Origin of the sequence: Paenibacillus sp. FSL M7-0896 (assembly GCF_037975415.1) — a bacterium.
GTDB classification, from domain to species: Bacteria; Bacillota; Bacilli; order Paenibacillales; family Paenibacillaceae; genus Paenibacillus_AQ; species Paenibacillus_AQ silagei.
This window is the reverse complement of sequence record NZ_CP150250.1, coordinates 7472306-7494672: the sequence shown is the minus strand read 5'-3', so window position 1 is coordinate 7494672 and position 22367 is coordinate 7472306. Positions and strand designations below refer to the sequence as shown.

Sequence of the window (22367 nt, the reverse complement as noted above, 5' to 3'; positions counted from 1 at the left end):
GAAAACTGAATCCGAAACGAATCTGCGAATTATTTTTTGGATAAGCCCTCGACCGATTAGTATTGGTCAGCTCCATGCATTGCTGCACTTCCACCTCCAACCTATCTACCTCGTCGTCTTCAAGGGGTCTTACATGTTGGGAAATCTCATCTTGAGGGGGGCTTCACGCTTAGATGCTTTCAGCGCTTATCCCGTCCGTACGTAGCTACTCAGCCATGCTCCTGGCGGAACAACTGATGCACCAGCGGTACGTCCATCCCGGTCCTCTCGTACTAAGGACAGCTCCTCTCAAATTTCCTGCGCCCACGACAGATAGGGACCGAACTGTCTCACGACGTTCTGAACCCAGCTCGCGTACCGCTTTAATGGGCGAACAGCCCAACCCTTGGGACCTACTTCAGCCCCAGGATGCGATGAGCCGACATCGAGGTGCCAAACCTCCCCGTCGATGTGGACTCTTGGGGGAGATAAGCCTGTTATCCCCAGGGTAGCTTTTATCCGTTGAGCGATGGCCCTTCCATGCGGTACCACCGGATCACTAAGTCCGACTTTCGTCCCTGCTCGACTTGTAGGTCTCGCAGTCAAGCTCCCTTATGCCTTTGCACTCTGCGAATGATTTCCAACCATTCTGAGGGAACCTTTGAACGCCTCCGTTACTCTTTAGGAGGCGACCGCCCCAGTCAAACTGCCCGCCTGACACGGTCCCCGTACCCGATAAGGGCACTAGGTTAGAACCTAGATACGATCAGGGTGGTATCCCAACGGCGCCTCCGCAGAAGCTTGCGCTCCTGCCTCCACGGCTCCCACCTATCCTGTACAGATCGTACCCAAATTCAATATCAAGCTGCAGTAAAGCTCCATGGGGTCTTTCCGTCTTGTCGCGGGTAACCTGCATCTTCACAGGTATTAAAATTTCACCGGATCTCTCGTTGAGACAGCGCCCAAGTCGTTACGCCATTCGTGCGGGTCAGAATTTACCTGACAAGGAATTTCGCTACCTTAGGACCGTTATAGTTACGGCCGCCGTTTACTGGGGCTTCGGTTCACAGCTTCGGATTGCTCCTAACCGCTCCCCTTAACCTTCCAGCACCGGGCAGGCGTCAGCCCGTATACTTCGCCTTACGGCTTCGCACAGACCTGTGTTTTTGCTAAACAGTCGCTTGGGCCTTTTCACTGCGGCCCCCTCGGGCTATTCACCCTACCGAGGCACCCCTTCTCCCGAAGTTACGGGGTCATTTTGCCGAGTTCCTTAACGAGAGTTCTTCCGCGCGCCTTAGAATTCTCTTCTCGCCTACCTGTGTCGGTTTGCGGTACGGGCACCTTCTCCTGGCTAGAGGCTTTTCTTGGCAGTGTGAGATCATGACCTTCGCTACTATAATTTTCGCTCCCCATCACAGCCCAGCCTTAACGATGTGCGGATTTGCCTGCACACCAGCCTCACTGCTTAGACGGACATCCATCAGTCCGCGTCACTACCCTCCTGCGTCACCCCATCGCTCATAGCGGATTACGGTGGTACAGTAATTTCAAACTGTTGTCCTTCGACTACGCCTGTCGGCCTCGCCTTAGGTCCCGACTTACCCTGAGCGGACGAGCCTTCCTCAGGAAACCTTGGGCTTTCGGCGGATCAGATTCTCACTGATCTTTTCGTTACTCATACCGGCATTCTCACTTGTATGCTGTCCAGCGCTCCTTACGGTACACCTTCAACCCACATACAACGCTCCCCTACCCCAGATGCAAAGCATCTAGCCATAGCTTCGGTGGTGTGTTTAGCCCCGTTACATTTTCGGCGCAGAGTCACTCGACCAGTGAGCTATTACGCACTCTTTCAATGGTGGCTGCTTCTAAGCCAACATCCTGGTTGTCTGTGCAACTCCACATCCTTTCCCACTTAACACACACTTGGGGACCTTAGCTGATGGTCTGGGCTGTTTCCCTTTTGACAATGGATCTTAGCACTCACTGTCTGACTCCCGGCAAGAAGTAAATGGCATTCGGAGTTTGACTGAGCTTGGTAACCCTTGCGGGCCCCGCACCCAATCAGTGCTCTACCTCCACCACTCCATTCACCGAGGCTAGCCCTAAAGCTATTTCGGGGAGAACCAGCTATCTCCGAGTTCGATTGGAATTTCTCCGCTACCCCCACCTCATCCCCGCATTTTTCAACATGCGTGGGTTCGGGCCTCCAGTGCGTGTTACCGCACCTTCACCCTGGACAGGGGTAGATCACACGGTTTCGGGTCTACGTCCACATACTTAAGTCGCCCTATTCAGACTCGCTTTCGCTGCGGCTCCGGCTTCTCACCTTAACCTTGCATGTTAAACGTAACTCGCCGGTTCATTCTACAAAAGGCACGCCATCACCCATAAAGAGGGCTCTGACTTTTTGTAAGCACACGGTTTCAGGTTCTATTTCACTCCCCTTCCGGGGTGCTTTTCACCTTTCCCTCACGGTACTGTTTCACTATCGGTCGCCAGGTAGTATTTAGCCTTAGCAGATGGTCCTGCTGGATTCATACGGGGTTTCACGTGCCCCGCACTACTCGGGATCCGTCTCGGAGAGAACACAGTTTAGGCTACAGGGCTTTTACCTCTATCGCGGGCCTTTCCAGACCTCTTCGCCTACTGAATTCCTTTGTAACTCCATGTGAGACGTCCCACAACCCCAAGAGGCAAGCCCCTTGGTTTAGGCTGTTCCGCGTTCGCTCGCCGCTACTGACGGAATCACTATTGTTTTCTCTTCCTCAGGGTACTTAGATGTTTCAGTTCCCCTGGTCTGCCTCTGCATTTCCTATGTATTCAGAAATGAGTAACTGCGAATTACCACAGCTGGGTTTCCCCATTCGGACACCCCCGGATCAAAGCTTGCTTACAGCTCCCCGAGGCAGTTTCGTTGTTCGCCACGTCCTTCGTCGGCTCCTGGCGCCTAGGCATCCTCCGTGTGCTCTTAGTAGCTTAACCAATGCGTTTTCCCTAAGGAAAATCGCTAGTATCGCCATTAATATGAAACTTGTTTACACAAGTTCAGCTTAAAGGAATGTTCTAAAACGCAAATTCGTTTCGGTATCCAGTTTTCAAGGATCAAGTTGCTGTTATTATGAAACAATCACGACTGTGATGTTCGAAATAACAGACAATGTGCATATACTGTTGTAAAACATGATTGGTGGAGCCAAGCGGGATCGAACCGCTGACCTCCTGCTTGCAAGGCAGGCGCTCTCCCAGCTGAGCTATGGCCCCATATAATCACCCCAAAAAGTGAGGTGTAGCTTCGAGGTTAATTCCGATTACTTTTCGGGGACCCCGGTACTTGCCATTCAATTCCAGATTGTTATATGGTGGGCCTTGGTGGACTCGAACCACCGACCTCACCCTTATCAGAGGTGCGCTCTAACCAACTGAGCTAAAAGCCCATATAACAAAACTTGCAGTAGTGAAACAATCAATGAATTGATTGTTCGCTTGGCGGCGTCCTACTCTCCCAGGACCCTTCGGTCCAAGTACCATCGGCGCTGGAGGGCTTAACGGTCGTGTTCGGGATGGGTACGTGTGGAACCCCTCCGCTATCGCCACCAAACGCATACGAAAGAGACTTGCTCTTTCAAAACTGAACACGAGTGAGTGTCCGAACCCGAAGGTTCTATTGTGGAAGCAAAGCTTCCGATTTGAATGTCTTCATTGCAGAAGACGATTCTCCATAGAAAGGAGGTGATCCAGCCGCACCTTCCGATACGGCTACCTTGTTACGACTTCACCCCAATCATCTACCCCACCTTCGGCGGCTGGCTCCCTTGCGGGTTACCCCACCGACTTCGGGTGTTGTAAACTCTCGTGGTGTGACGGGCGGTGTGTACAAGACCCGGGAACGTATTCACCGCGGCATGCTGATCCGCGATTACTAGCAATTCCGACTTCATGCAGGCGAGTTGCAGCCTGCAATCCGAACTGAGACCGGCTTTGCTGGGATTGGCTCCACCTCGCGGCTTCGCTTCCCGTTGTACCGGCCATTGTAGTACGTGTGTAGCCCAGGTCATAAGGGGCATGATGATTTGACGTCATCCCCACCTTCCTCCGGTTTGTCACCGGCAGTCACTCTAGAGTGCCCAGCTTCACCTGCTGGCAACTAAAGTCAAGGGTTGCGCTCGTTGCGGGACTTAACCCAACATCTCACGACACGAGCTGACGACAACCATGCACCACCTGTCTCAACTTTCCCCGAAGGGCACCTGATGCATCTCTGCTTCGTTAGTTGGATGTCAAGACCTGGTAAGGTTCTTCGCGTTGCTTCGAATTAAACCACATACTCCACTGCTTGTGCGGGTCCCCGTCAATTCCTTTGAGTTTCAGTCTTGCGACCGTACTCCCCAGGCGGAGTGCTTACTGTGTTAACTTCGGCACCAAGGGTATCGAAACCCCTAACACCTAGCACTCATCGTTTACGGCGTGGACTACCAGGGTATCTAATCCTGTTTGCTCCCCACGCTTTCGCGCCTCAGCGTCAGTTACAGCCCAGAAAGTCGCCTTCGCCACTGGTGTTCCTCCACATATCTACGCATTTCACCGCTACACGTGGAATTCCACTTTCCTCTTCTGTACTCAAGTCACCCAGTTTCCAGTGCGACCTCAGGTTGAGCCCAAGGTTTAAACACCAGACTTAAATAACCGCCTGCGCGCGCTTTACGCCCAATAATTCCGGACAACGCTTGCCCCCTACGTATTACCGCGGCTGCTGGCACGTAGTTAGCCGGGGCTTTCTTCTCAGGTACCGTCACTCCGGCAGCAGTTACTCTACCGGACGTTCTTCCCTGGCAACAGAGCTTTACGATCCGAAAACCTTCATCACTCACGCGGCATTGCTCCGTCAGGCTTGCGCCCATTGCGGAAGATTCCCTACTGCTGCCTCCCGTAGGAGTCTGGGCCGTGTCTCAGTCCCAGTGTGGCCGTTCACCCTCTCAGGTCGGCTACGCATCGTCGCCTTGGTGGGCCGTTACCCCACCAACTAGCTAATGCGCCGCAGGCCCATCCCCAAGCAGCAGATTGCTCCGCCTTTCATTCTTCTCTCAGGAGAAAAAAGAAATTATCCGGTATTAGCTACCGTTTCCGGTAGTTATCCCAGGCTTGAGGGCAGGTTGCCTACGTGTTACTCACCCGTCCGCCGCTAAGTCTGAAAGGAAGCAAGCTTCCTCTCAAACTCCGCTCGACTTGCATGTATTAGGCATGCCGCCAGCGTTCGTCCTGAGCCAGGATCAAACTCTCCAAATTGGTATTTAGAAAGAGCGATTGCTCATTTTGAAACATCTGACGAGAATTTACATTCTCATTTTTGGATCTCACCGAAGTGATTTCCCACTCACTCGTTGTTCAGTTTTCAAAGATCAATGTCTCATCTTTTGTCGTTGATGTTTGTCTCAGCAGCGACCTTTATAATATATCACAGCACCCTTGTTTCAGTCAAGCGTTTTTTTAATTTCTTTTTTCGCTTTAGCTTCCAGCAAGTGATCCGAAGATCTCCTGTCCAAAGGGCCGAGACTTAATGTATCATGAATCAGGAGCCTTCGTCAACCTCTAAAACAAAGTTAATTTTAATCCCAATAACAGCGCCACTCCCGGCAGCCCAAGAATGGTTACAGCACCTATGGTTGTAGGGTTAAGCGGAATGTGCAGATCGCTTACAACTCCTGAGAAATTAACGATATAAATCCCGAGCGCCGCCAATATAAGATGGGTTCCAAATACACTCAACCAAGCCCAGCCCAGTCTTTTCCTGAATACAATCAGGACCAGCAGCGCTGCAGATATAATCAGCACACCCATCGCAACAGTTCTTAGCATTGTTCTCCTCCTCGCTGACTCATTCTGTTCATACTTGCAGCTGGCTCCGGTTAAGCCCCAGCCGCTTGGCATCCTTAAGGTGTATCTGATATTTGCGCTCAGCCGCCTCCAGGATATAGATTGCATAGTCAATCTGATCCTGGCCCAGTGCCTCATCAAACATCAGGTAAGCCCGCTCCCATTCAGACTGCGCTTTACGTACCTCTTGGTATACTGTCCCCCATTCCTCTTCCGTCTGCACTGCCTTTTCCTTATCCGTATTCCCGCTCAGCCACTTGGTACTCCACCAACCCATTGCAATCCCTCCTAAGATATATGAATAACTGCAGATGCAACCGGTGATTCACACCCGTTAATCTCATACATATCGGAATAGGGACAAACTTAGAACCGGGAGAGGGAGCTTAGCAGAACTTTTAGCAGAATATGAGCGCTTCTTCAGAAAATCAAAAAAGGAGCCCGAGGGCTCCCTACACTTATAATACAACAGCACAACACTCAGAACAGCTCACGACGGCCTTCCAGTGCCTTCGACAGGGTTACCTCATCCGCATACTCAAGATCGCCGCCTACAGGCAAGCCATGGGCTATCCTGGTGATCTTGATCTCAAAGGGACGGACAAGACGCGAGATATACATGGCAGTGGCTTCCCCTTCAATGTTGGGGTTGGTAGCCATAATCAGCTCCTTCACCCGCTCATCGCTGAGTCTGGTCAGCAGCTCCTTCAGCCTTATATCATCCGGCCCTATGCCTTCCATCGGCGAAATTGCACCCTGGAGCACATGATAATAGCCGCCAAATTCCTTGGTTCGTTCGATAGCCACCAGATCCTTCGAGTCCTGAACCACACAGATTACCGAAGCATCGCGGGTTTTGTCCTGGCAGATCCGGCACGGGTCGGTATCCGTTATGTTGCAGCAGACCGAGCAATAATGAAGATTACGCTTGACGCTGACCAGGGCTTTGGCGAAATCAATCACCTCGTCCTCCTTCATGTTCAACACATGAAAGGCCAGCCGGGCAGCTGTCTTCGGGCCAATCCCGGGCAAACGTGTAAAAGCTTCTATTAGCTTGGCTAGCGGTTCTGGATAATACAAAGTATCGGTTCTCCTTTGGCAGGGAGTGGAGTAAGCCTAGAACAAGCCAGGAATCTTCATTCCGCCTGTGAATTTACCCATATCGTTGTTCGCCAACTCTTCTGCCTGGGTAAGAGCATCATTAACAGCAGTGATCACCAGATCCTGCAGCATTTCGATATCCTCCGGATCTACAACCTCCGGTTTGATCTGAATGGACAGCAATTTCTTGTGTCCGTTCACCTGAACGGTAACCACGCCGCCTCCGGAAGAACCTTCAATTGTCTTGCTGCCCAGCTCTTCCTGGGCTTTGAGCATCTGCTCCTGCATTTTTTTAACCTGCTTCATCATTTGGTTCATATTATTCATAGATCATCTCTCCTTTGGGATGCGCATCTTCGCGCTGATAGCTGAATCCTTATTCTTTTATGACAACAAGGTCTTCTCCAAAGAGCTGGATCGCCTCATCAATCCATGGTTCGGACTTGCCTTCGCCGCTCTCGTGCTCATGCTCCAGACGCAGCTCCTCTGTTCCGGCCGAAGCCGCGGATTTCGTCGCAGCTTCATTCCAGTCACGCATCATCATAGTTACCAGCCGGAATGGCTTACCCAGCTTGGCATTCATTACGTTCTCGATGACCTGCCGGTTCGCAGGCTTCTCGGTAGTATCCCGGTGAATGGTATTCTTAAAAGCAACCAGCACGGCATCTTCCATCACCGCTACCGGCTCACCGTCCACAAACCACGCATGTACCGTGACCTTCTCTTCCTTCACACCCTGAAGAACAAGACTCCACTGCTTATAGACCGCGCTAAAATCAGGACTGTCCTTACCCGCAATAAACTTATCCAGCTGCGGGGGAAGCTTAGAGGCCGAGGATACGCGCGGAGCGCTTGGCGGGGCAGTGCGCTGCGCTGCCTGCTCACGCCCGCCGCCGGCAACTCCGCCGGCTTGAATAGCCTGCTCCAGCTTCTTCTCCAGCGCGGCAATCTGCGCTCTGAGCTGATCCAGCTCACCGGACTGTACCTGCGGAGAACCATTTGCAGCTGCAGTTGCGGCTGCATTCACTGCCGGATCGCCTACAGAAGGAGCAGTAGCATCCTGCGGACCGCTGCACAGCTTCATCAGCGCTACCTCGAATATGGTCTGCGGATGTGTAGCATACTTCATCTCCCCCAGATAACGGCTCAGCGTCTCCACAATCAGGAATAAGCGGTCGCGGGTAAAGGCCTTAGCCATGTCGCGGAAATCTGCCGGATTCAGCACGCGGTCCGTTAGCTGATCCGCTCCAGGCACCATCTTGATCATCAGTAAATCGCGGAAATAATACAGAAGATTCTCCAGGCACTTATCTGCGCTCTTACCCTCATGCATCATCTGCTCCACAAGCTCCAGCAGCTGCCCCATGTCACTCTCAAGAATAGCATTCGCCAGACGCGCGAACTGCTCGGAGGGGATGCCCCCGGTCATTCCCAGCACCTGCTGATAGGTCACATTCCCATCTGTAAAGGATGAGATCTGATCCAGGATGCTGAGCGCATCCCGCATTCCCCCGTCAGACAGGCGGGCGATATACTGGAGCGCATCTGCATCTGCTGTAATGCCTTCCTTCTGGCAAATCTCGGTCAGGCGGCCCGTCTGTTCCTCCAGTGAGACCCGGCGGAAGTCAAACCGCTGGCAACGCGAGATAATCGTAGCCGGAAGCTTGTGCGGCTCGGTAGTCGCCAGTATAAACATCACATGCTGCGGAGGCTCTTCGAGCGTCTTCAGCAGAGCATTGAATGCCTCTGTTGTCAGCATATGCACTTCATCAATAATATACACTTTACGGCGTACTTCGGTAGGTGCATATTTCACCTTATCCCGCAGATCGCGAATCTCTTCAACGCCCCGGTTGGATGCCGCATCAATCTCCTGAACGTCCATGATGTTGCCTGCCGTAATCCGCAGGCAGGACGGACATTCATTGCAGGGCTCAGGACCCGGGCCCCGCTCGCAATTGACTGCCTTGGCCAATACCTTGGCCGCACTCGTCTTACCGGTTCCCCGCGGTCCGCTGAACAGATAGGCATGCGAAACCCGTTGTTCACGGATCGCATTCTGCAGCGTCTGGATAATATGCTGCTGCCCTACCATATCTTGAAACGACTGCGGCCGCCAGGCACGGTACAGCGCGATATGTTCCACTATGCATTACCCTCTCTCAGGCTGCCGCTTTCCGGCATTTGTCGCTAATTTATTATACTATATTCCCAAGTCTTTGACCAAGCAGAAGCGGCTCACCGTCCGAAAGGTAAGGATATTAGCCAGAGCGGGAATAATATCTCATAACCTAGGATACCTAGAAAAACAAAAAGCATCTTTGCTTGTAGCAAAGACGCTATCATCATCCTTATTTAAACCGTGCACCTGTTATTGATGGCTGCGATCCAAGCGGTAACCCTACAAAACTGCTCGGGCTAGGCCACCCTCCGGCACAAGAGCAAACTCGCTTATGGCTGCTTCCTTCCGGACCTGACCAGGTTCACAAGCACTCATTGCGGAGGACCCAACCGTCAACACAGCCCATAGGAACCAAGGCCTCACATCGACAGCACCTCTAACAGGAATTCAACCTCGCTACAGCGGATTGCGAGTTACAGGGCACCGCTACCTCCCCGTCTAGCACGGCGAAGATAAGTATAGCTTACGGACAGGCAAAAATCAACTATGCAATATTAGACACCGTATTTCTTCTTGAATCTGTCCACACGGCCGCCGGCATCCAGGAACTTCTGCTTACCGGTGAAGAACGGGTGACAGCTTGAGCAAATTTCGACGCGAAGCTCCTGTACTGTCGAGCCGGCTTCAAACGTGTTACCGCAAGCGCAGGTTACCTTCGTTACATTGTACTTGGGTTGAATAGTTGTTTGCATATGAAATCTCACCTCTCACGCCCTAAGCCTCATGCGGGCCTAGAGTTATATGATTACGCAAGCTACATTCTAGCATGCAAGGCCCAGGCTCTGCAATAGGCCTGCCATTCTTAAAATAATAAGGCCTAAAGCTGCACTCTGCGCTGCTTGGCACGGGCCAGCTCAGCAGGGGGGACATGGGTAAAGGAACCAATCACAACCTCCGGGAGCTCCTCACGGAAGATCTCCAGCATGGTCTTCATGCCAAGGATCTCACCCCGTGCAGGGGGAATAAGCTCCAGATAGCTCTCCGGGTCAATATTGAGATTACGCATCTGAATGAGCTTAAGATCTGTACGTCTGACGAACTCCACCATCGCTTCAATCTCTTCCTCACGGTCTGTAACCCCCGGGAAAATCAAATAGTTAATGGAGGTGTATACGCCTTGTGAGGCAGCGTACTTCAGCGACTTCTCCACGTTAGCCAGCGTATACCCGCGAGGCTTGTAATAGGCGTTATAATGGTCATCCAGCGCACTGATGGTACTAACCCGCATCAGATCAAGACCGGCATCGACAATGCCGCGGATATGATCGCTTAAGCCGGCATTGGTGTTAATATTGATATAGCCCATATCCGTAATGGACCGGACTTCACGGATAGATTCAATAATCAGCTTCGCCTGCGTAGAAGGCTCACCTTCACAGCCCTGTCCAAAGCTGACAATGGATTCCGGCGTCTTCAGGTGCTCCAGCATCACTTGCGATACTTCGTTCACTGCCGGACGGAAGCTCATCCGTGTCTGCGGGGACACAAACCCGCTGTCATCGGGCTGTTCAGAGATACAACCGAAGCAGCCGGCGTTGCAGGAGTATGAGACCGGAACAGCGCCTTCCCAGCGGCCGAGGAAGGTATTGGACGAGGTTAAGCATTCATATTCCAGCGCGCAGTTGGACAAGTGATTATACAGACGGTTCTCCGGGTATTTGGCAGTCAGTTCGCCCACACCGTTCTTCACATCGTCCCGGTCGCAGTTAAGCGGGTTCCACTGCTCCGGATCATCCGTAAGATCAGCCGCCACATAGAATCCGCCGTCCTTCCATACTACAGCGGAATATCCGAAGAGCGGAAGCTTGTAGGTCTTGTCTATCTTGACGTAACCGGGAAGGCACAGGCGGGTGTATCCCTGCGGCAGCAAGGCTCCGACAGCCTGCGAACCTGCCGGCAGGGGCAGCATCTCACCGGTCTCCGGATTCATCCCAATCGCACGGGTGCTCGGGAGCCCGACCAGCGTGGCCCCCTCAGGCAGCGGAACCAGCTCTTCCTCCAGTATCTCAACGATCATATCGCCACTGCGGGCCAGGGCATACAGCTCGGGATGATCATATACGTTTCCTTGTTCATCGGCATATACCAAATACATGTTATTCTCCTCTTGTTATCTATTCTCAGGTAGTCGGCACAGTAGGCGCCTTGGGACGCGTGGTGCGGCGGGCAGACGAGCCGCTGTTCGAGGTACCGCCTTTGCTGGCCGTACCGCTTGCTGACGAGGAATCCTTGCCTCCAGCCACATCGAAGGAGGCCAGGAACTCCGCATTCGTCTTGCTGTCACGCAGCTTCTTCAGGAATCCTTCTACGAAGTCATAGGATTCATTCATATTTTTACGGATTGACCAGATGGTATCCAGCTCTTCCTTGCTAAGCAATACTTCTTCACGGCGCGTACCCGAACGGCGGATATCAATTGCCGGGAAGATCCGGCGTTCAGCCAGCTTGCGGTCCAGATGGAGCTCCATGTTCCCTGTACCCTTGAATTCCTCATAAATAATATCATCCATCCGTGAGCCGGTATCAATCAGTGCGGTGGCAAGAATAGTTAAGCTGCCGCCCTCCTCCACGTTACGTGCGGAACCGAAGAAGCGCTTAGGCCGATGGAACGCGGCAGGATCAATCCCTCCGCTAAGTGTCCGGCCGGATGGCGGAACTACGAGATTGTAGGCACGGGCAAGACGGGTAATGCTATCCAGCAGAATAACGACATCCTTCTTGTGCTCTACCAGACGCAGCGCGCGCTGAAGCACAAGCTCTGCCACTTTAATATGATTCTCCGGCAGCTCATCAAATGTCGAAGCCACTACCTCACCTTTTACCGAACGCTGCATATCCGTTACTTCCTCGGGACGTTCATCGATCAGCAGAACAAACAGTGCAATCTCGGGATTGTTCGTAGAGATACTGTTGGCAATTTCTTTGAGGAGGAGCGTCTTCCCTGCTTTGGGAGGTGCTACAATCAAACCGCGCTGTCCCAGACCTACAGGAGCAAGCAAATCCATGATACGGGTCGATAAATGAGTTGGGGATGTTTCGAGCGGCAGCTTATCTTGCGGATAAAGCGGCGTAAGCGCCGGAAAATGTAACCGTTCAGCTGCAGTTGCCGGGTTCTCGCCGTTGACGGCATTCACCTGCAAGAGTCCGAAATAGCGTTCGTTCTCCTTCGGCGTCCGGCATTTCCCGGAGACCAGGTCACCGCTTCTAAGGTCGAACTTGCGGATCTGCGATGCAGAGATATAGATATCCTCCGCACTCGGCAAGTAGTTAATCGGCCGAAGGAAGCCATAGCCTTCCGGCAGAATCTCAAGCACGCCTTCCATAAACATTAGACCGCTCTGCTCTGCCTGTGCTCTAAGAATAGCGAAGATTAACTCCCGCTTCTTAAGCGTTCCGTAATAAGGAATCTGGTATTTCTTGGCGAGCTTATACAGATCGGTAAGCTTCATTTCTTCCAGATCGGAAATTTGAAGATCCATGTGCTATAACCACCTATTCAATTTGTGTATGATGAGTTCTAAACTATGAGTCTATGAAAATGCTTATTAGGATAGGATTACCCGAATTGGAAGGAGATATGCATTTAAGCAGCCAATTTCTGCCCTTGCCAATCCGGGTATTCTCATTATTCGTTCTCGCGCCAGACATCGGCTCCCAGACTGCGAAGATTACTTACGAGGTTGTCATAACCGCGGTCAATATACTCTACACCTGTCACTTCGGTGATACCTTCTTCAACAGTAAGACCGGCAATCACCAGCGCTGCGCCTGCACGGAGGTCGGCAGCCTTCACCTTGGCTGCATTGAGCCGGCCCCCTTCAATGATAGCGGAACGTCCCTCTACACGAATCTTAGCGCCCATGCGGACCAATTCAGGAACATGCTTGAACCGGTTACTGTAGACGAAATCGCTCAGGACGCTAACGCCTTCAGCCTGAGTCAGCATGCTCGTCATTGGAGATTGCAGATCGGTCGCGAAACCGGGATAGATCAGCGCCTTGACATCCGCGTGCTGGTACTTGGCCTTGCCGATCACCCGGATACTCTCATCCAGTTCTTCTATGTCAACTCCCATTTCCAGCAGCTTGGCAGTGAGCGCCTCCAGATGCTTGGGAATCACGTTATCAATTAAGACATTGCCCCGCGTAGCCGCTGCGGCAATCATGTAAGTTCCAGCCTGAATACGGTCAGGAATAATCGAATGACGGCAACCGTGCATTTCGTCTACGCCTTCAATCCGGATTGTTTCGGTACCGGCGCCCTTAATAACAGCGCCCATGGAGTTGAGCAGGGTAGCTACATCTATAATCTCAGGCTCTTTAGCCGCATTTTCAATAATTGTAGAGCCTTTGGCACGGGAGGCCGCGAGCATAATGTTAATAGTGGCGCCGACACTGGATACATCCAGATAGATCTTGGCACCGCGCAGTTCTTTGGCATACAGGTGAATCGAACCATGGTCATTGGTAACAGTCGCACCAAGCGCCTCAAAGCCTTTGATATGCTGGTCAATCGGACGGGGCTCAAAATTACAGCCGCCGGGTAATCCAATGGTCGCTTCCTTAAACCGGCCCAAAAGTGCGCCCATCATATAATAAGAGGCCCGGAGCTTCTTCACCGGTCCGTTAGGCATGGGAATGGATACGATACGGGAGGGATTAATTCTCATTTGGCTGCCTGTCCATGACACGCTCGCGCCAAGCTCCTCCAGAATCTCGGAGTAAACGGCAACATCACTAAGCGCAGGCAAATTATCCAGCACAACTTCAGACTCCGCCAAAATGGCTGCAGGAATAAGCGCAATGGCGCTATTCTTTGCTCCGCTGATGGTAACAACGCCCTCTAGCGGACGTCCGCCGCCAATCATTAATTTTTCCATAAATTTATCTGGTTCCCCCTACGTGTATTGCAGCTTGTTGTGGCAATACCAGTTGTGGCTTAAGGTGACATAAGGACTGCTTGTGATTGGTGATTAGAAGAAGAAACGGCTGCGCCGCCCTTACCTGAAGGACGGCACCCGTTTCTGAGGAAAACGAAATAGCTTGTGCGGAAAAACGTTATGCGGCAGGGTAATTAGGCTTTGTTGCTGGATCCGAATTCGCGGATTTTGCCGATAACAGTCTGCTTGATAGCATCGCGGCCCGGTGCGATGAATGTACGCGGATCGTAAGCATCCGGCTTAGCAGCAAGAACTTCGCGGACAACCTTAGCGAACGCGATTTGGTTCTCAGTGTTAACGTTGATCTTGGAAGTACCCAGGGAGATGGATTTCTGAATGTCATGTACCGGGATTCCAGTACCGCCGTGAAGTACAAGCGGAAGGTTAACTGCATCGCGGATTTCTTCCATTTCCTTGAATCCAAGGTTTGGTTCGCCCAGGTAAGGGCCGTGTACGGAACCCAGTGCAGGAGCCAGAGTGTCGATGCCTGTTTCTTTAACAATGCGTACGCATTCGTTAAGGTCAGCGTATTGGATGCCGCCGATAACGTCATCTTCCTGTCCGCCTACAGTACCAACTTCTGCTTCTACAGAAACACCTTTAGCGTGAGCATAGTCAACAACCTTCTTGGTCATCTCAATGTTATGATCAATCGGGTGGTGGGAGCCGTCGATCATTACGGAAGTAAATCCGGCATCGATAGCTTCTTTACATTTGTCAAAGCTTGAACCGTGGTCCAAGTGGATGGCTACAGGAACGGTGATTTTCATGTCATGAATAAGACCTTCAACCATCTTAACTACTGTGTAAAAGCCGCCCATGTGACGAGCTGCGCCTTCGGATACGCCAAGGATTACCGGTGACTTCTCTTCTTCTGCTGCACCAAGAATCGCTTGCGTCCACTCCAGGTTATTGATGTTGAACTGGCCAACTGCATATTTTCCTTCAAGTGCTTTGGTCAACATGTCTGTCATAGATACTAATGGCATGGTTTCAATCCTCCTAAAATATTGGGTTGCTTATATAAGCCGACATCACATACAGGCCTATTATAGCACATCCTGTGTTAAATACTAAATAGGATACACAAAAAAATGTCCCGGTGGGACGATATTCAGCCAACCCTTTGCCGGCGGACCATTTGCTCATTTTAGCGTATCCATAACAGGATGTCCCCAAACTATAATTTCTAAGCTAGCTGCATTGATCTACTGATTTGTTGTGCAGGTGCATATTGACGGCAACACGCATCTCATCGATATCAAACGGCTTGGTAAAATGCATCAGGGCTCCCAGTTTGGTCGCTTCCTTAATCATGTCCAGCTCTCCGTAGGCCGTCATCATAATGACCTTGATCGCCGGATTAAGCTCCTTCAGATGCTTGAGAATCTCGAGTCCGTCCATCCCCGGAATTTTCATATCCAGCAAAACCATATCCGGCGATTCGTTCCTGACAATGTCCAGCGCCAATTTCCCGTTAGCTGCCTGAAAGGTGGCATAACCTTCACTATTGAATACTTCCATGAGAAGAATCCGGATTCCATTCTGATCGTCGACGATTAACACTTTTTTCTTTTCCATACGTTACCCTCCCAGAGTTTAAGGCAGATTGTCCATACCGCGCCCTCTCAACAGCTAACGGCCCCGCTTCAACTTAGTCTATACGAAACCTATTATTCGTGCTTTGCAGCCAAAATCCTGCTAATTGGCTAAAATGCGTAAATCTATGCCATATAAAGGAGGAATTCCTGCGAAAAAGCGGGAATACAGTCCCCTTGCATTCCGGGAGCTATTGTGCAAAGGGTGTTTTGTCAAAAAGAAAGCCCCCGTACCGGGAGCTCCTCACAGGCCTGTCTGGCCTATTCATTCTATAGTTACATTTGCTCGGAATGTGTAAGCGAGGCTTTGACAAATTCACGGAACAGCGGCTGCGGACGATTCGGACGGGAAGTGAATTCCGGATGGAACTGCACGGACAGGAACCACGGATGACCCGGCAGCTCCACAATCTCCACCAGACGTCCGTCAGGCGAGGTTCCCGAAATAACCAGACCTGCCTTCTCCATCTCATCACGGTACGCATTATTGAATTCATACCGGTGACGGTGACGTTCGTAGACCAGCTCATCGTCATAGCAGGACATAGCCAGGGAATCCGGCAAAAGCTTGCAAGGATACAGGCCGAGGCGCATCGTGCCGCCCATATCTTCGATGTCCTTCTGCTCTGGCAGAAGGTCAATCAGCGGATGCGGAGTCGCAGGATCGATCTCGGAGCTGTTCGCTCCTGCCAGTCCCAGCATGGAACGGCCGTACTCGATGACAGACACCTGCATTCCCAGGCAAATGCCGAAGAACGGAATGGACTGCTCCCGCGCATAGCGGATGGCCGAAATCTTACCTTCGATTCCCCGGTCACCGAAGCCGCCTGGAACCAGAATACCCCCGATGCCGCCCAGCAGCTCGTCCACATTCTCATCCGTCACCAGCTCTGCATCAACCCACCGGAGCTTCACTTCGGCATTGGAGGCAAATCCGGCATGGGACAAGGATTCAACCACGCTCAGGTAAGCATCGTGCAGCGCCACATACTTGCCGACGATGGCAATCTCAACGGTACGCTCCAGCTTCTGAATCCGCTCCAGCATGCTCTCCCATTCGCGCATATCCGGTGCAGGAGTGGTCAGCTTCAAATGATTGACGACAATCTCATCCAGACCTTCGTCGCGCAGATTCAGCGGCACTTCATAGAGCGTCGAGGCATCGCGGCATTCCACAACGGCGTTCGCATCAATATCACAGAACAGAGCCAGCTTGGCTTTCATATCGTCGGTGAGCGGATATTCCGTACGGCATACGATCACATTGGGCTGAATCCCGATGCTGCGCAGCTCCTTGACACTGTGCTGGGTCGGCTTTGTTTTCACTTCTCCGGCTGCTTTGATATAAGGAATCAGGGTTACGTGAATGTACATGACATTCTCCCGGCCGATGTCGCTCTTGATCTGACGGATGGCTTCCATGAACGGCAGACTCTCGATGTCGCCCACGGTGCCGCCGATTTCGGTAATCACTACATCGGAGCCGGTCTCACGGCCTGCACGGAAGACGCGTTCCTTGATTTCGTTCGTAATATGCGGGATAACCTGTACGGTTCCCCCTAAGTATTCCCCGCGGCGTTCTTTGCTGATGACCGAGGAATAGATTTTGCCTGTGGTTACGTTGCTGTTCTTGGACAGGTTAATGTCAATAAACCGCTCGTAATGCCCAAGGTCGAGGTCGGTCTCCGCGCCGTCATCGGTCACGAATACTTCCCCGTGCTGATAAGGACTCATTGTTCCCGGGTCCACGTTAATGTAAGGATCGAATTTCTGGATCGTTACCTTGAGCCCTCTGTTCTTGAGCAGTCTGCCCAGCGAAGCAGCGGTAATGCCTTTGCCAAGGGAAGACACAACGCCACCCGTTACGAAAATATACTTTGTCACTGTAAAACCCTCCTAAATAAAGTCCAGAAATTCAGGGGACGCTTGCCCCTTATCGTATCCCTTTTTTCCATCATCCAACCGGGGAACCCGAAAGTTGCTTCCACCCGCCAAAATTCAAGGCCGGCAGCCTGGAAATCGCGGAAAACCGCAGCTTCTTGGCATACAAATTAAGCGAAGCCTATTCCTTCTTATCTTGTAAAAAAACAAAAAAGTGACACCCGTAGACCCGGGGCACTTTTTATTTTAGAAAACAATATTAACTTTCATTATAAGCCCATGCAATAGTTTACTCTGAGCGTCCCGCCCCTGTCAAGGGAGGAATTGCGCGCTGCAAAGACTGTTCTAATATTTATCTTCCTCGTCCTCATCGTCGGCATCGTCTTCTTCGCCGTCTTCGGAATCTTCATCATCCGATTCGTCTTCGTCAATGTCGTCTTCATCGATGACTACATCTTCGTCAACTTCCTCTTCGCTGTCGTCGTCGGAATAGAGGTCGTCGCGATCTTCGTCAATCGCATCGAAATCCTCTTCCTCGGCAGCATAATTCTCTTCTTCATCGGTGAAGTCGTCATCTTCCAGATCGTCGTCTTCGTCGTTGATAATCCGCACACGCTTGGTGTTGCCGACAGGGTCATCGGAGCGTTCGAGCGGGTACCAGCGCTTCAACCCCCACAGGTTGGTTCCGACACAGGCAAAACGTCCGTCAATATTAATCTCGGTATATAGCTGGGCGATCGTATCTTGGCTCTCTTGATCGGTCAACCCGCGCAGCTTGGCAACCTCCACCATCAGATCACGGTAGTAGTAAGGCGTATTGGCTGCCTTAAGCACCAGGAAGGCCAGGTCTACCATCGGCATTTCTTTTACTTTCTCAGGGTCCAGCTTTAAATTGAGTGGCGTACTCACTAAAGGACACTTCCTCTCACGCATTGTTCACATTCAATCATGCTTCATTCATGATATCCATTAACAAAACTAAGTAAAACCTATTTGCGGGTAAATTGCAAGTCTATTGCAGCAAGATCAGGGAAACAGGATTGGCGGTGCTTCCACATGAAGAAGGCTTGTCCGCCTGGACAGGGCAATAAATGGGATGAGCATGGACGGGCTTTTCATTCCAAAAAGGCGGAGGGGTTACCCCTCCGCGCATGACTGTATCCACGCCAAGGATCGGCTCCTTACGGGATGTTGCAGGGCGCCTCGCGGTTCCCTCTGTTTATTTTATGTAAACTCCAGCCTTTTGACACGATGGGCAGCCTATTTCGTTAAAAAAGGGCAAGTTCCCATTCGGACGCCATCCCCCTTTCATACAATATGGCAGCACGGCACCGAGGAGGGGACGGCGTAACCTATGGATTATTACGGATTTTGGCAGATGCTGCTTGAAGAAATGAAGGCTGCCTCCAAAAGTGCACCACGGCACATTGTGACCTTCAACGACCCCCGCATGTATGCCGGCGCATTGTCGCAGTGGAAATCTCTGAAGAGTAAAAAGCCTGGCCTGAGGCAGGTTCAGGTCTCTACGCTGATCCGGGCTTTTTTCGTGCCCGCCGCCGGAGCAGAGCGGCTGATGGACCGTTATGCGGATTCCCTCTGTATAGAAGAAGACCACCGGATTAAGGTTCACTCGCCCCTGGCGGACAAAAGCGGTTCCGCCCTGATGCCCTGGGGGATCAGGGCCATCCGCGCTCCGCAGGCCTGGTCCAGATCGACCGGCGTTCATGTGAAGATCGGCGTCATCGATACGGGCGTCGATTTCCGCCACCCCGATCTCCGGCATTCTCTGGCCTCCGGGGTCAACCTGCTGAACCGCGGCATGATGCCGCTGGATGACAACGGCCACGGCACGCATATTGCCGGCACCCTGGCGGCGGCCGGGGGTGCGCGCAACATGATGGGCGTAGCCCCCCGGGCGCTGCTCTATCCGGTCAAGGCCTTCGACCACAACGGCTCCGCTTATGTGTCGGATATTGTCCTTGGCATCGATTGGTGCGTACAGAACAAAATCGATATCATTAACATGAGCTTCGGGATGAGGAACCGGAGCAAGGCTCTGCATGATGTGGTAATCAAGGCCTACCGGGCCGGGATTGCCATCATCGCTTCCGCCGGCAACGACGGCAAGCGCGGCGGGGATTACCCCGCGCGCTATCCGGAGACGATTGCCGTAGGCGCTCTTGACAGAAGGCAGCGCGTCGCGGCCTTCAGCAACCGCGGACCGTACATCGATGTGTACGGTCCGGGCGAGGGCATCCCCTCCTGCTGGCTGCGGGAGGGGTACAAGGAAATGAGCGGCACCTCCATGGCGACCTCCCATGTCACCGGTGCCGCGGCCCTGCTGCTCGCGCTGCGGCCGGGGCTGTCTCCCCGCGAGCTGAAGCTGCTCTTGCGCCGCACCGCCTCGCCGGTGCGGCTGCGCAAGGGCCAGCGCCGCGCATCGCTGGGCGGCGGTGCGGCCGATGCGCTGCGGCTGCTGCGCGTAGGCATCCGGGCCCGGCGCGGCAGCGGCAGCGCCGCTAGCGCCGCAGGCAGCGGAGCCGGTGGCAGCGGCGGAAGCAGCAGCGGAGCGAAGGCCGCTGCGGCGGCAAAGGCGTAAGGTACAGTGGCATAATGAGATCAAAAAGCGCCGCCCCCAGAAAATAGGGGCGGCGCTTTCCAAGTATAGTTACATCCGGTCTGGTGCGGTAACACCAACCAGCCGCAGGACATTGGCAATGGCCGTCCGTGCAGCGCCCAGCAGGGCAAGGCGGGCTACTGTCTGAGCGGCATCCTCAGTGATTACGCGCTCTGCCTTGTAGTAGCTGTGGAACAGAGAAGCCAGGTCGTATACATAGCGGACCAGGCGGTGCGGTGCATAGCCCTCGGCGGCAATGGTAATCTCCGCAGGCAGTTCACCGATTTTGCGGAGCAGATCATATTCATGTACGGCAGTCAGCTTGCTGTAATCAATCTGGGCTGCATCCGGCACTACAATCCCTTGCTCCTCCGCTTGGCGGAATATGCTGCAAATCCGCGCATGTGCGTATTGTACATAGAATACAGGGTTCTCATTGGATGTCGAAATCGCCAGATCCATGTCAAAGTCCAGATGCGAATCCATGCTGCGCATGGTGAAGAAGTAACGGATTGCGTCGATTCCAACTTCCTCCATCAGGTCTTCCATCGTGACGGCTTTGCCGGTACGCTTGGACATCTTGACCTTCTCGCCGTCCTGGAACAGGCTGACCATCTGGGCGATCAGCACTACGAGCTTCTCGGGATCATTGCCGAGCGCCGCCATGGCCGCCTTCATCCGTGGGATGTAGCCGTGGTGGTCGGCTCCCCAGATGTTGATCATCGTGTCGTAGCCGCGGCCGTATTTGTCGCTGTGATAGGCGATATCCGGTGTGAGGTACGTATACGTGCCATCGTTCTTGATCAGCACGCGGTCTTTATCATCGCCGTATTTGGTGGTCGCAAGCCAGGTGGCGCCTTCCTTCTCATAGACTTCTCCGCGCTCGCGGAGCTCATCCAGCGAACGCAGCACTTCTCCGTTCTCATAGAGGGAGGTTTCACTGAACCAGATATCGAAGTTGACCCGGAACCGGCTGAGGTCGCGTTTGATTTTGTCCAGCTCCTTGGCAAGCCCGTAGGTACGGAAGAATGCCGCACGGTCGCCCGGTGTCATAGCCAGCAGAGAATCGCCCTTCTCCGCCACCAGCTCCTTGGCGAAGCCTTTGATATCCTCTCCATGATAACCGTCCTCCGGCATATCGGCCGGCTGGCCCAGCTCCTGCAGGTACCGGGTCTCGATGGATTTGCACAGATTGGCGACCTGGTTGCCGGCATCATTAATGTAGTATTCCCGGGTCACGTTGTAACCGGCATAATCCAGCACGTTGCACAGGGCATCGCCGACCGCAGCCCCGCGGGCATGTCCCAGATGAAGGCTCCCGGTAGGGTTCGCGCTGACGAACTCCATTTCTACACGCTTGCCCTGGCCTATGTTCACACGGCCATAACCGTCACCCTGCTCGGCCACAAGTGCGATCACGGGGTAGAGATAGCTTTTGGACAAAGTGAAGTTAATGAAGCCCGGTCCGGCAATCTCCGCCTTCTCAATAGAAGCGCGGCCCGTATCCAGATGCTCTATAATCGCCTCGGCGATCTGCCGGGGGTTACGCTTAGCAATCTTGGTCAGCTGCATCGCAGCATTCGTAGCCATATCTCCATGGGCCTTGTCCTTCGGTACTTCCAGCACAATGGCCGGCAGCTCTTCGCGGGACACCAGACCTGCGGCTACTACCGCATCGGCGATGGCCTCCTTCACCCGTTCATGGGCAAGCTGGAGCGGATTTAAAGATTGTGTCATGATTGTGGTTCCTCCTGTATATTCAAACTTATAGCGAACTGTCCTGATATTTCCCCGTATACGTAGAGATCATATTCCCATGAAACGGCAAGCGATCTTCCTTCGCGCTTGATGTCCAGTGTCTTCGTGTCTGTGGTGAGATTGAACTGTGTATAAGGCGAGCGGTAGAATCCGGGCAGCGGTTGCCCCAGCTCAAAGGACTGCTCCGACTGGACAGCGCCATGGCGGATCAGCTTGATTCTGCCCTCTGAAATCTTCAGCGTGTTGCGTACCACAACTGCTGCGCCTTCGGGCGCGGTCTGCTGCTCTTCATAAATGATGTACAGCGCCTGCCCCTTGGCAATAGCCTCTCCTGCAGCATGTACCACACTACGCTCTGTGCCCTGCACACTCTCCAGCGTTACCGAAACGCCGTATTTGCCTTGCGGTCCTTCAGTCATCACATGTTCCCCGCTTATT

The 22367-nt window shown here is 52.8% G+C and carries 16 protein-coding genes, 2 tRNA genes, 3 rRNA genes and 1 other RNA gene; 1 reads left to right on the top strand and 21 read right to left on the bottom strand.

Going from position 1 to position 22367, the window contains the following annotated elements; genetic code table 11:
- Positions 1–36: 36 nt before the first annotated feature.
- From MKY12_RS32650 to rpoE, 19 genes are all read right to left on the bottom strand, one after another.
- Positions 37–2964 (bottom strand): 23S ribosomal RNA (locus tag MKY12_RS32650).
- A 203-nt stretch (positions 2965–3167) separates the two neighbouring features.
- A tRNA-Ala gene (locus tag MKY12_RS32645) sits at positions 3168–3243 on the bottom strand.
- Positions 3244–3339: 96 nt separating this feature from the next.
- A tRNA-Ile gene (locus MKY12_RS32640) sits at positions 3340–3416 on the bottom strand.
- A 47-nt stretch (positions 3417–3463) separates the two neighbouring features.
- A 5S ribosomal RNA gene (gene rrf / locus MKY12_RS32635) occupies positions 3464–3580 on the bottom strand.
- Positions 3581–3704: 124 nt separating this feature from the next.
- Positions 3705–5265, bottom strand: a 16S ribosomal RNA gene (locus MKY12_RS32630).
- Together the 16S, 23S and 5S rRNA genes with 2 tRNA genes alongside form the textbook arrangement of a ribosomal RNA operon.
- Positions 5266–5568: 303 nt before the next feature.
- Positions 5569–5835, bottom strand: a complete 267-nt coding sequence (locus tag MKY12_RS32625; RefSeq protein WP_076084856.1) for a pro-sigmaK processing inhibitor BofA family protein — start codon at positions 5833–5835, stop codon at positions 5569–5571.
- A 28-nt stretch (positions 5836–5863) separates the two neighbouring features.
- Complete coding sequence (locus MKY12_RS32620) at positions 5864–6130, bottom strand: DUF2508 family protein (protein WP_076084853.1); 267 nt, start codon at positions 6128–6130, stop codon at positions 5864–5866.
- A gap of 203 nt (positions 6131–6333) precedes the next feature.
- Positions 6334–6933, bottom strand: coding sequence for a recombination mediator RecR (gene recR / locus MKY12_RS32615; protein ID WP_339312212.1), 600 nt, complete (start codon positions 6931–6933; stop codon positions 6334–6336).
- 36 nt (positions 6934–6969) lie between these two features.
- Positions 6970–7281: a YbaB/EbfC family nucleoid-associated protein gene (locus MKY12_RS32610; protein ID WP_036698884.1), complete on the bottom strand. Its 312-nt coding sequence runs from the start codon at positions 7279–7281 to the stop codon at positions 6970–6972.
- A 49-nt stretch (positions 7282–7330) separates the two neighbouring features.
- Positions 7331–9100: a DNA polymerase III subunit gamma/tau gene (dnaX, locus tag MKY12_RS32605; RefSeq protein WP_339252755.1), complete on the bottom strand. Its 1770-nt coding sequence runs from the start codon at positions 9098–9100 to the stop codon at positions 7331–7333.
- A gap of 214 nt (positions 9101–9314) precedes the next feature.
- An RNA gene (gene ffs, locus MKY12_RS32600) (signal recognition particle sRNA large type) lies at positions 9315–9583 on the bottom strand.
- A gap of 47 nt (positions 9584–9630) precedes the next feature.
- Positions 9631–9828 carry a 50S ribosomal protein L31 gene (rpmE, locus tag MKY12_RS32595; RefSeq protein ID WP_036724459.1) on the bottom strand — a complete coding sequence of 66 codons (198 nt, stop codon included), beginning with the start codon at positions 9826–9828 and terminating at the stop codon, positions 9631–9633.
- Between the two features lie 125 nt (positions 9829–9953).
- A complete protein-coding gene (locus tag MKY12_RS32590) occupies positions 9954–11231 on the bottom strand; it encodes a radical SAM protein (RefSeq protein WP_339252753.1) in 1278 nt (425 codons plus the stop codon).
- A gap of 25 nt (positions 11232–11256) precedes the next feature.
- Complete coding sequence (gene rho / locus MKY12_RS32585) at positions 11257–12615, bottom strand: transcription termination factor Rho (RefSeq protein WP_036724456.1); 1359 nt, start codon at positions 12613–12615, stop codon at positions 11257–11259.
- A 146-nt stretch (positions 12616–12761) separates the two neighbouring features.
- Positions 12762–14015, bottom strand: coding sequence for a UDP-N-acetylglucosamine 1-carboxyvinyltransferase (locus MKY12_RS32580; protein WP_036724455.1), 1254 nt, complete (start codon positions 14013–14015; stop codon positions 12762–12764).
- A gap of 194 nt (positions 14016–14209) precedes the next feature.
- Positions 14210–15064 (bottom strand): class II fructose-1,6-bisphosphate aldolase, encoded by an 855-nt coding sequence (fba, locus tag MKY12_RS32575; RefSeq protein ID WP_036724454.1) that lies wholly within the window; start codon positions 15062–15064, stop codon positions 14210–14212.
- A 205-nt stretch (positions 15065–15269) separates the two neighbouring features.
- Entirely contained in the window at positions 15270–15656 is a 387-nt protein-coding gene (locus tag MKY12_RS32570) for a response regulator (RefSeq protein WP_036698896.1), read from the bottom strand.
- Between the two features lie 293 nt (positions 15657–15949).
- A complete protein-coding gene (locus tag MKY12_RS32565) occupies positions 15950–17557 on the bottom strand; it encodes a CTP synthase (RefSeq protein ID WP_036724451.1) in 1608 nt (535 codons plus the stop codon).
- Between the two features lie 342 nt (positions 17558–17899).
- Complete coding sequence (gene rpoE, locus MKY12_RS32560; protein WP_339312211.1) at positions 17900–18463, bottom strand: DNA-directed RNA polymerase subunit delta; 564 nt, start codon at positions 18461–18463, stop codon at positions 17900–17902.
- A 445-nt stretch (positions 18464–18908) separates the two neighbouring features.
- Between rpoE and MKY12_RS32555 the strand changes: the two genes are divergently transcribed.
- Positions 18909–20153, top strand: a complete 1245-nt coding sequence (locus tag MKY12_RS32555; RefSeq protein ID WP_339312210.1) for a S8 family peptidase — start codon at positions 18909–18911, stop codon at positions 20151–20153.
- 69 nt (positions 20154–20222) lie between these two features.
- On the opposite strand, the gene argS is transcribed toward MKY12_RS32555, so the two are convergent.
- Together argS and MKY12_RS32545 are read right to left on the bottom strand one after the other, a co-directional pair.
- The gene (gene argS, locus MKY12_RS32550; RefSeq protein ID WP_339252747.1) at positions 20223–21908 is read right to left on the bottom strand and encodes an arginine--tRNA ligase; all 1686 of its coding nucleotides are present in this window, start codon (positions 21906–21908) and stop codon (positions 20223–20225) included.
- Positions 21905–22348 carry a DUF1934 domain-containing protein gene (locus MKY12_RS32545; RefSeq protein WP_036724444.1) on the bottom strand — a complete coding sequence of 148 codons (444 nt, stop codon included), beginning with the start codon at positions 22346–22348 and terminating at the stop codon, positions 21905–21907. Before MKY12_RS32545 ends, argS begins: the two co-directional genes overlap by 4 nt.
- Between the last annotated feature and the right edge of the window lie 19 nt (positions 22349–22367).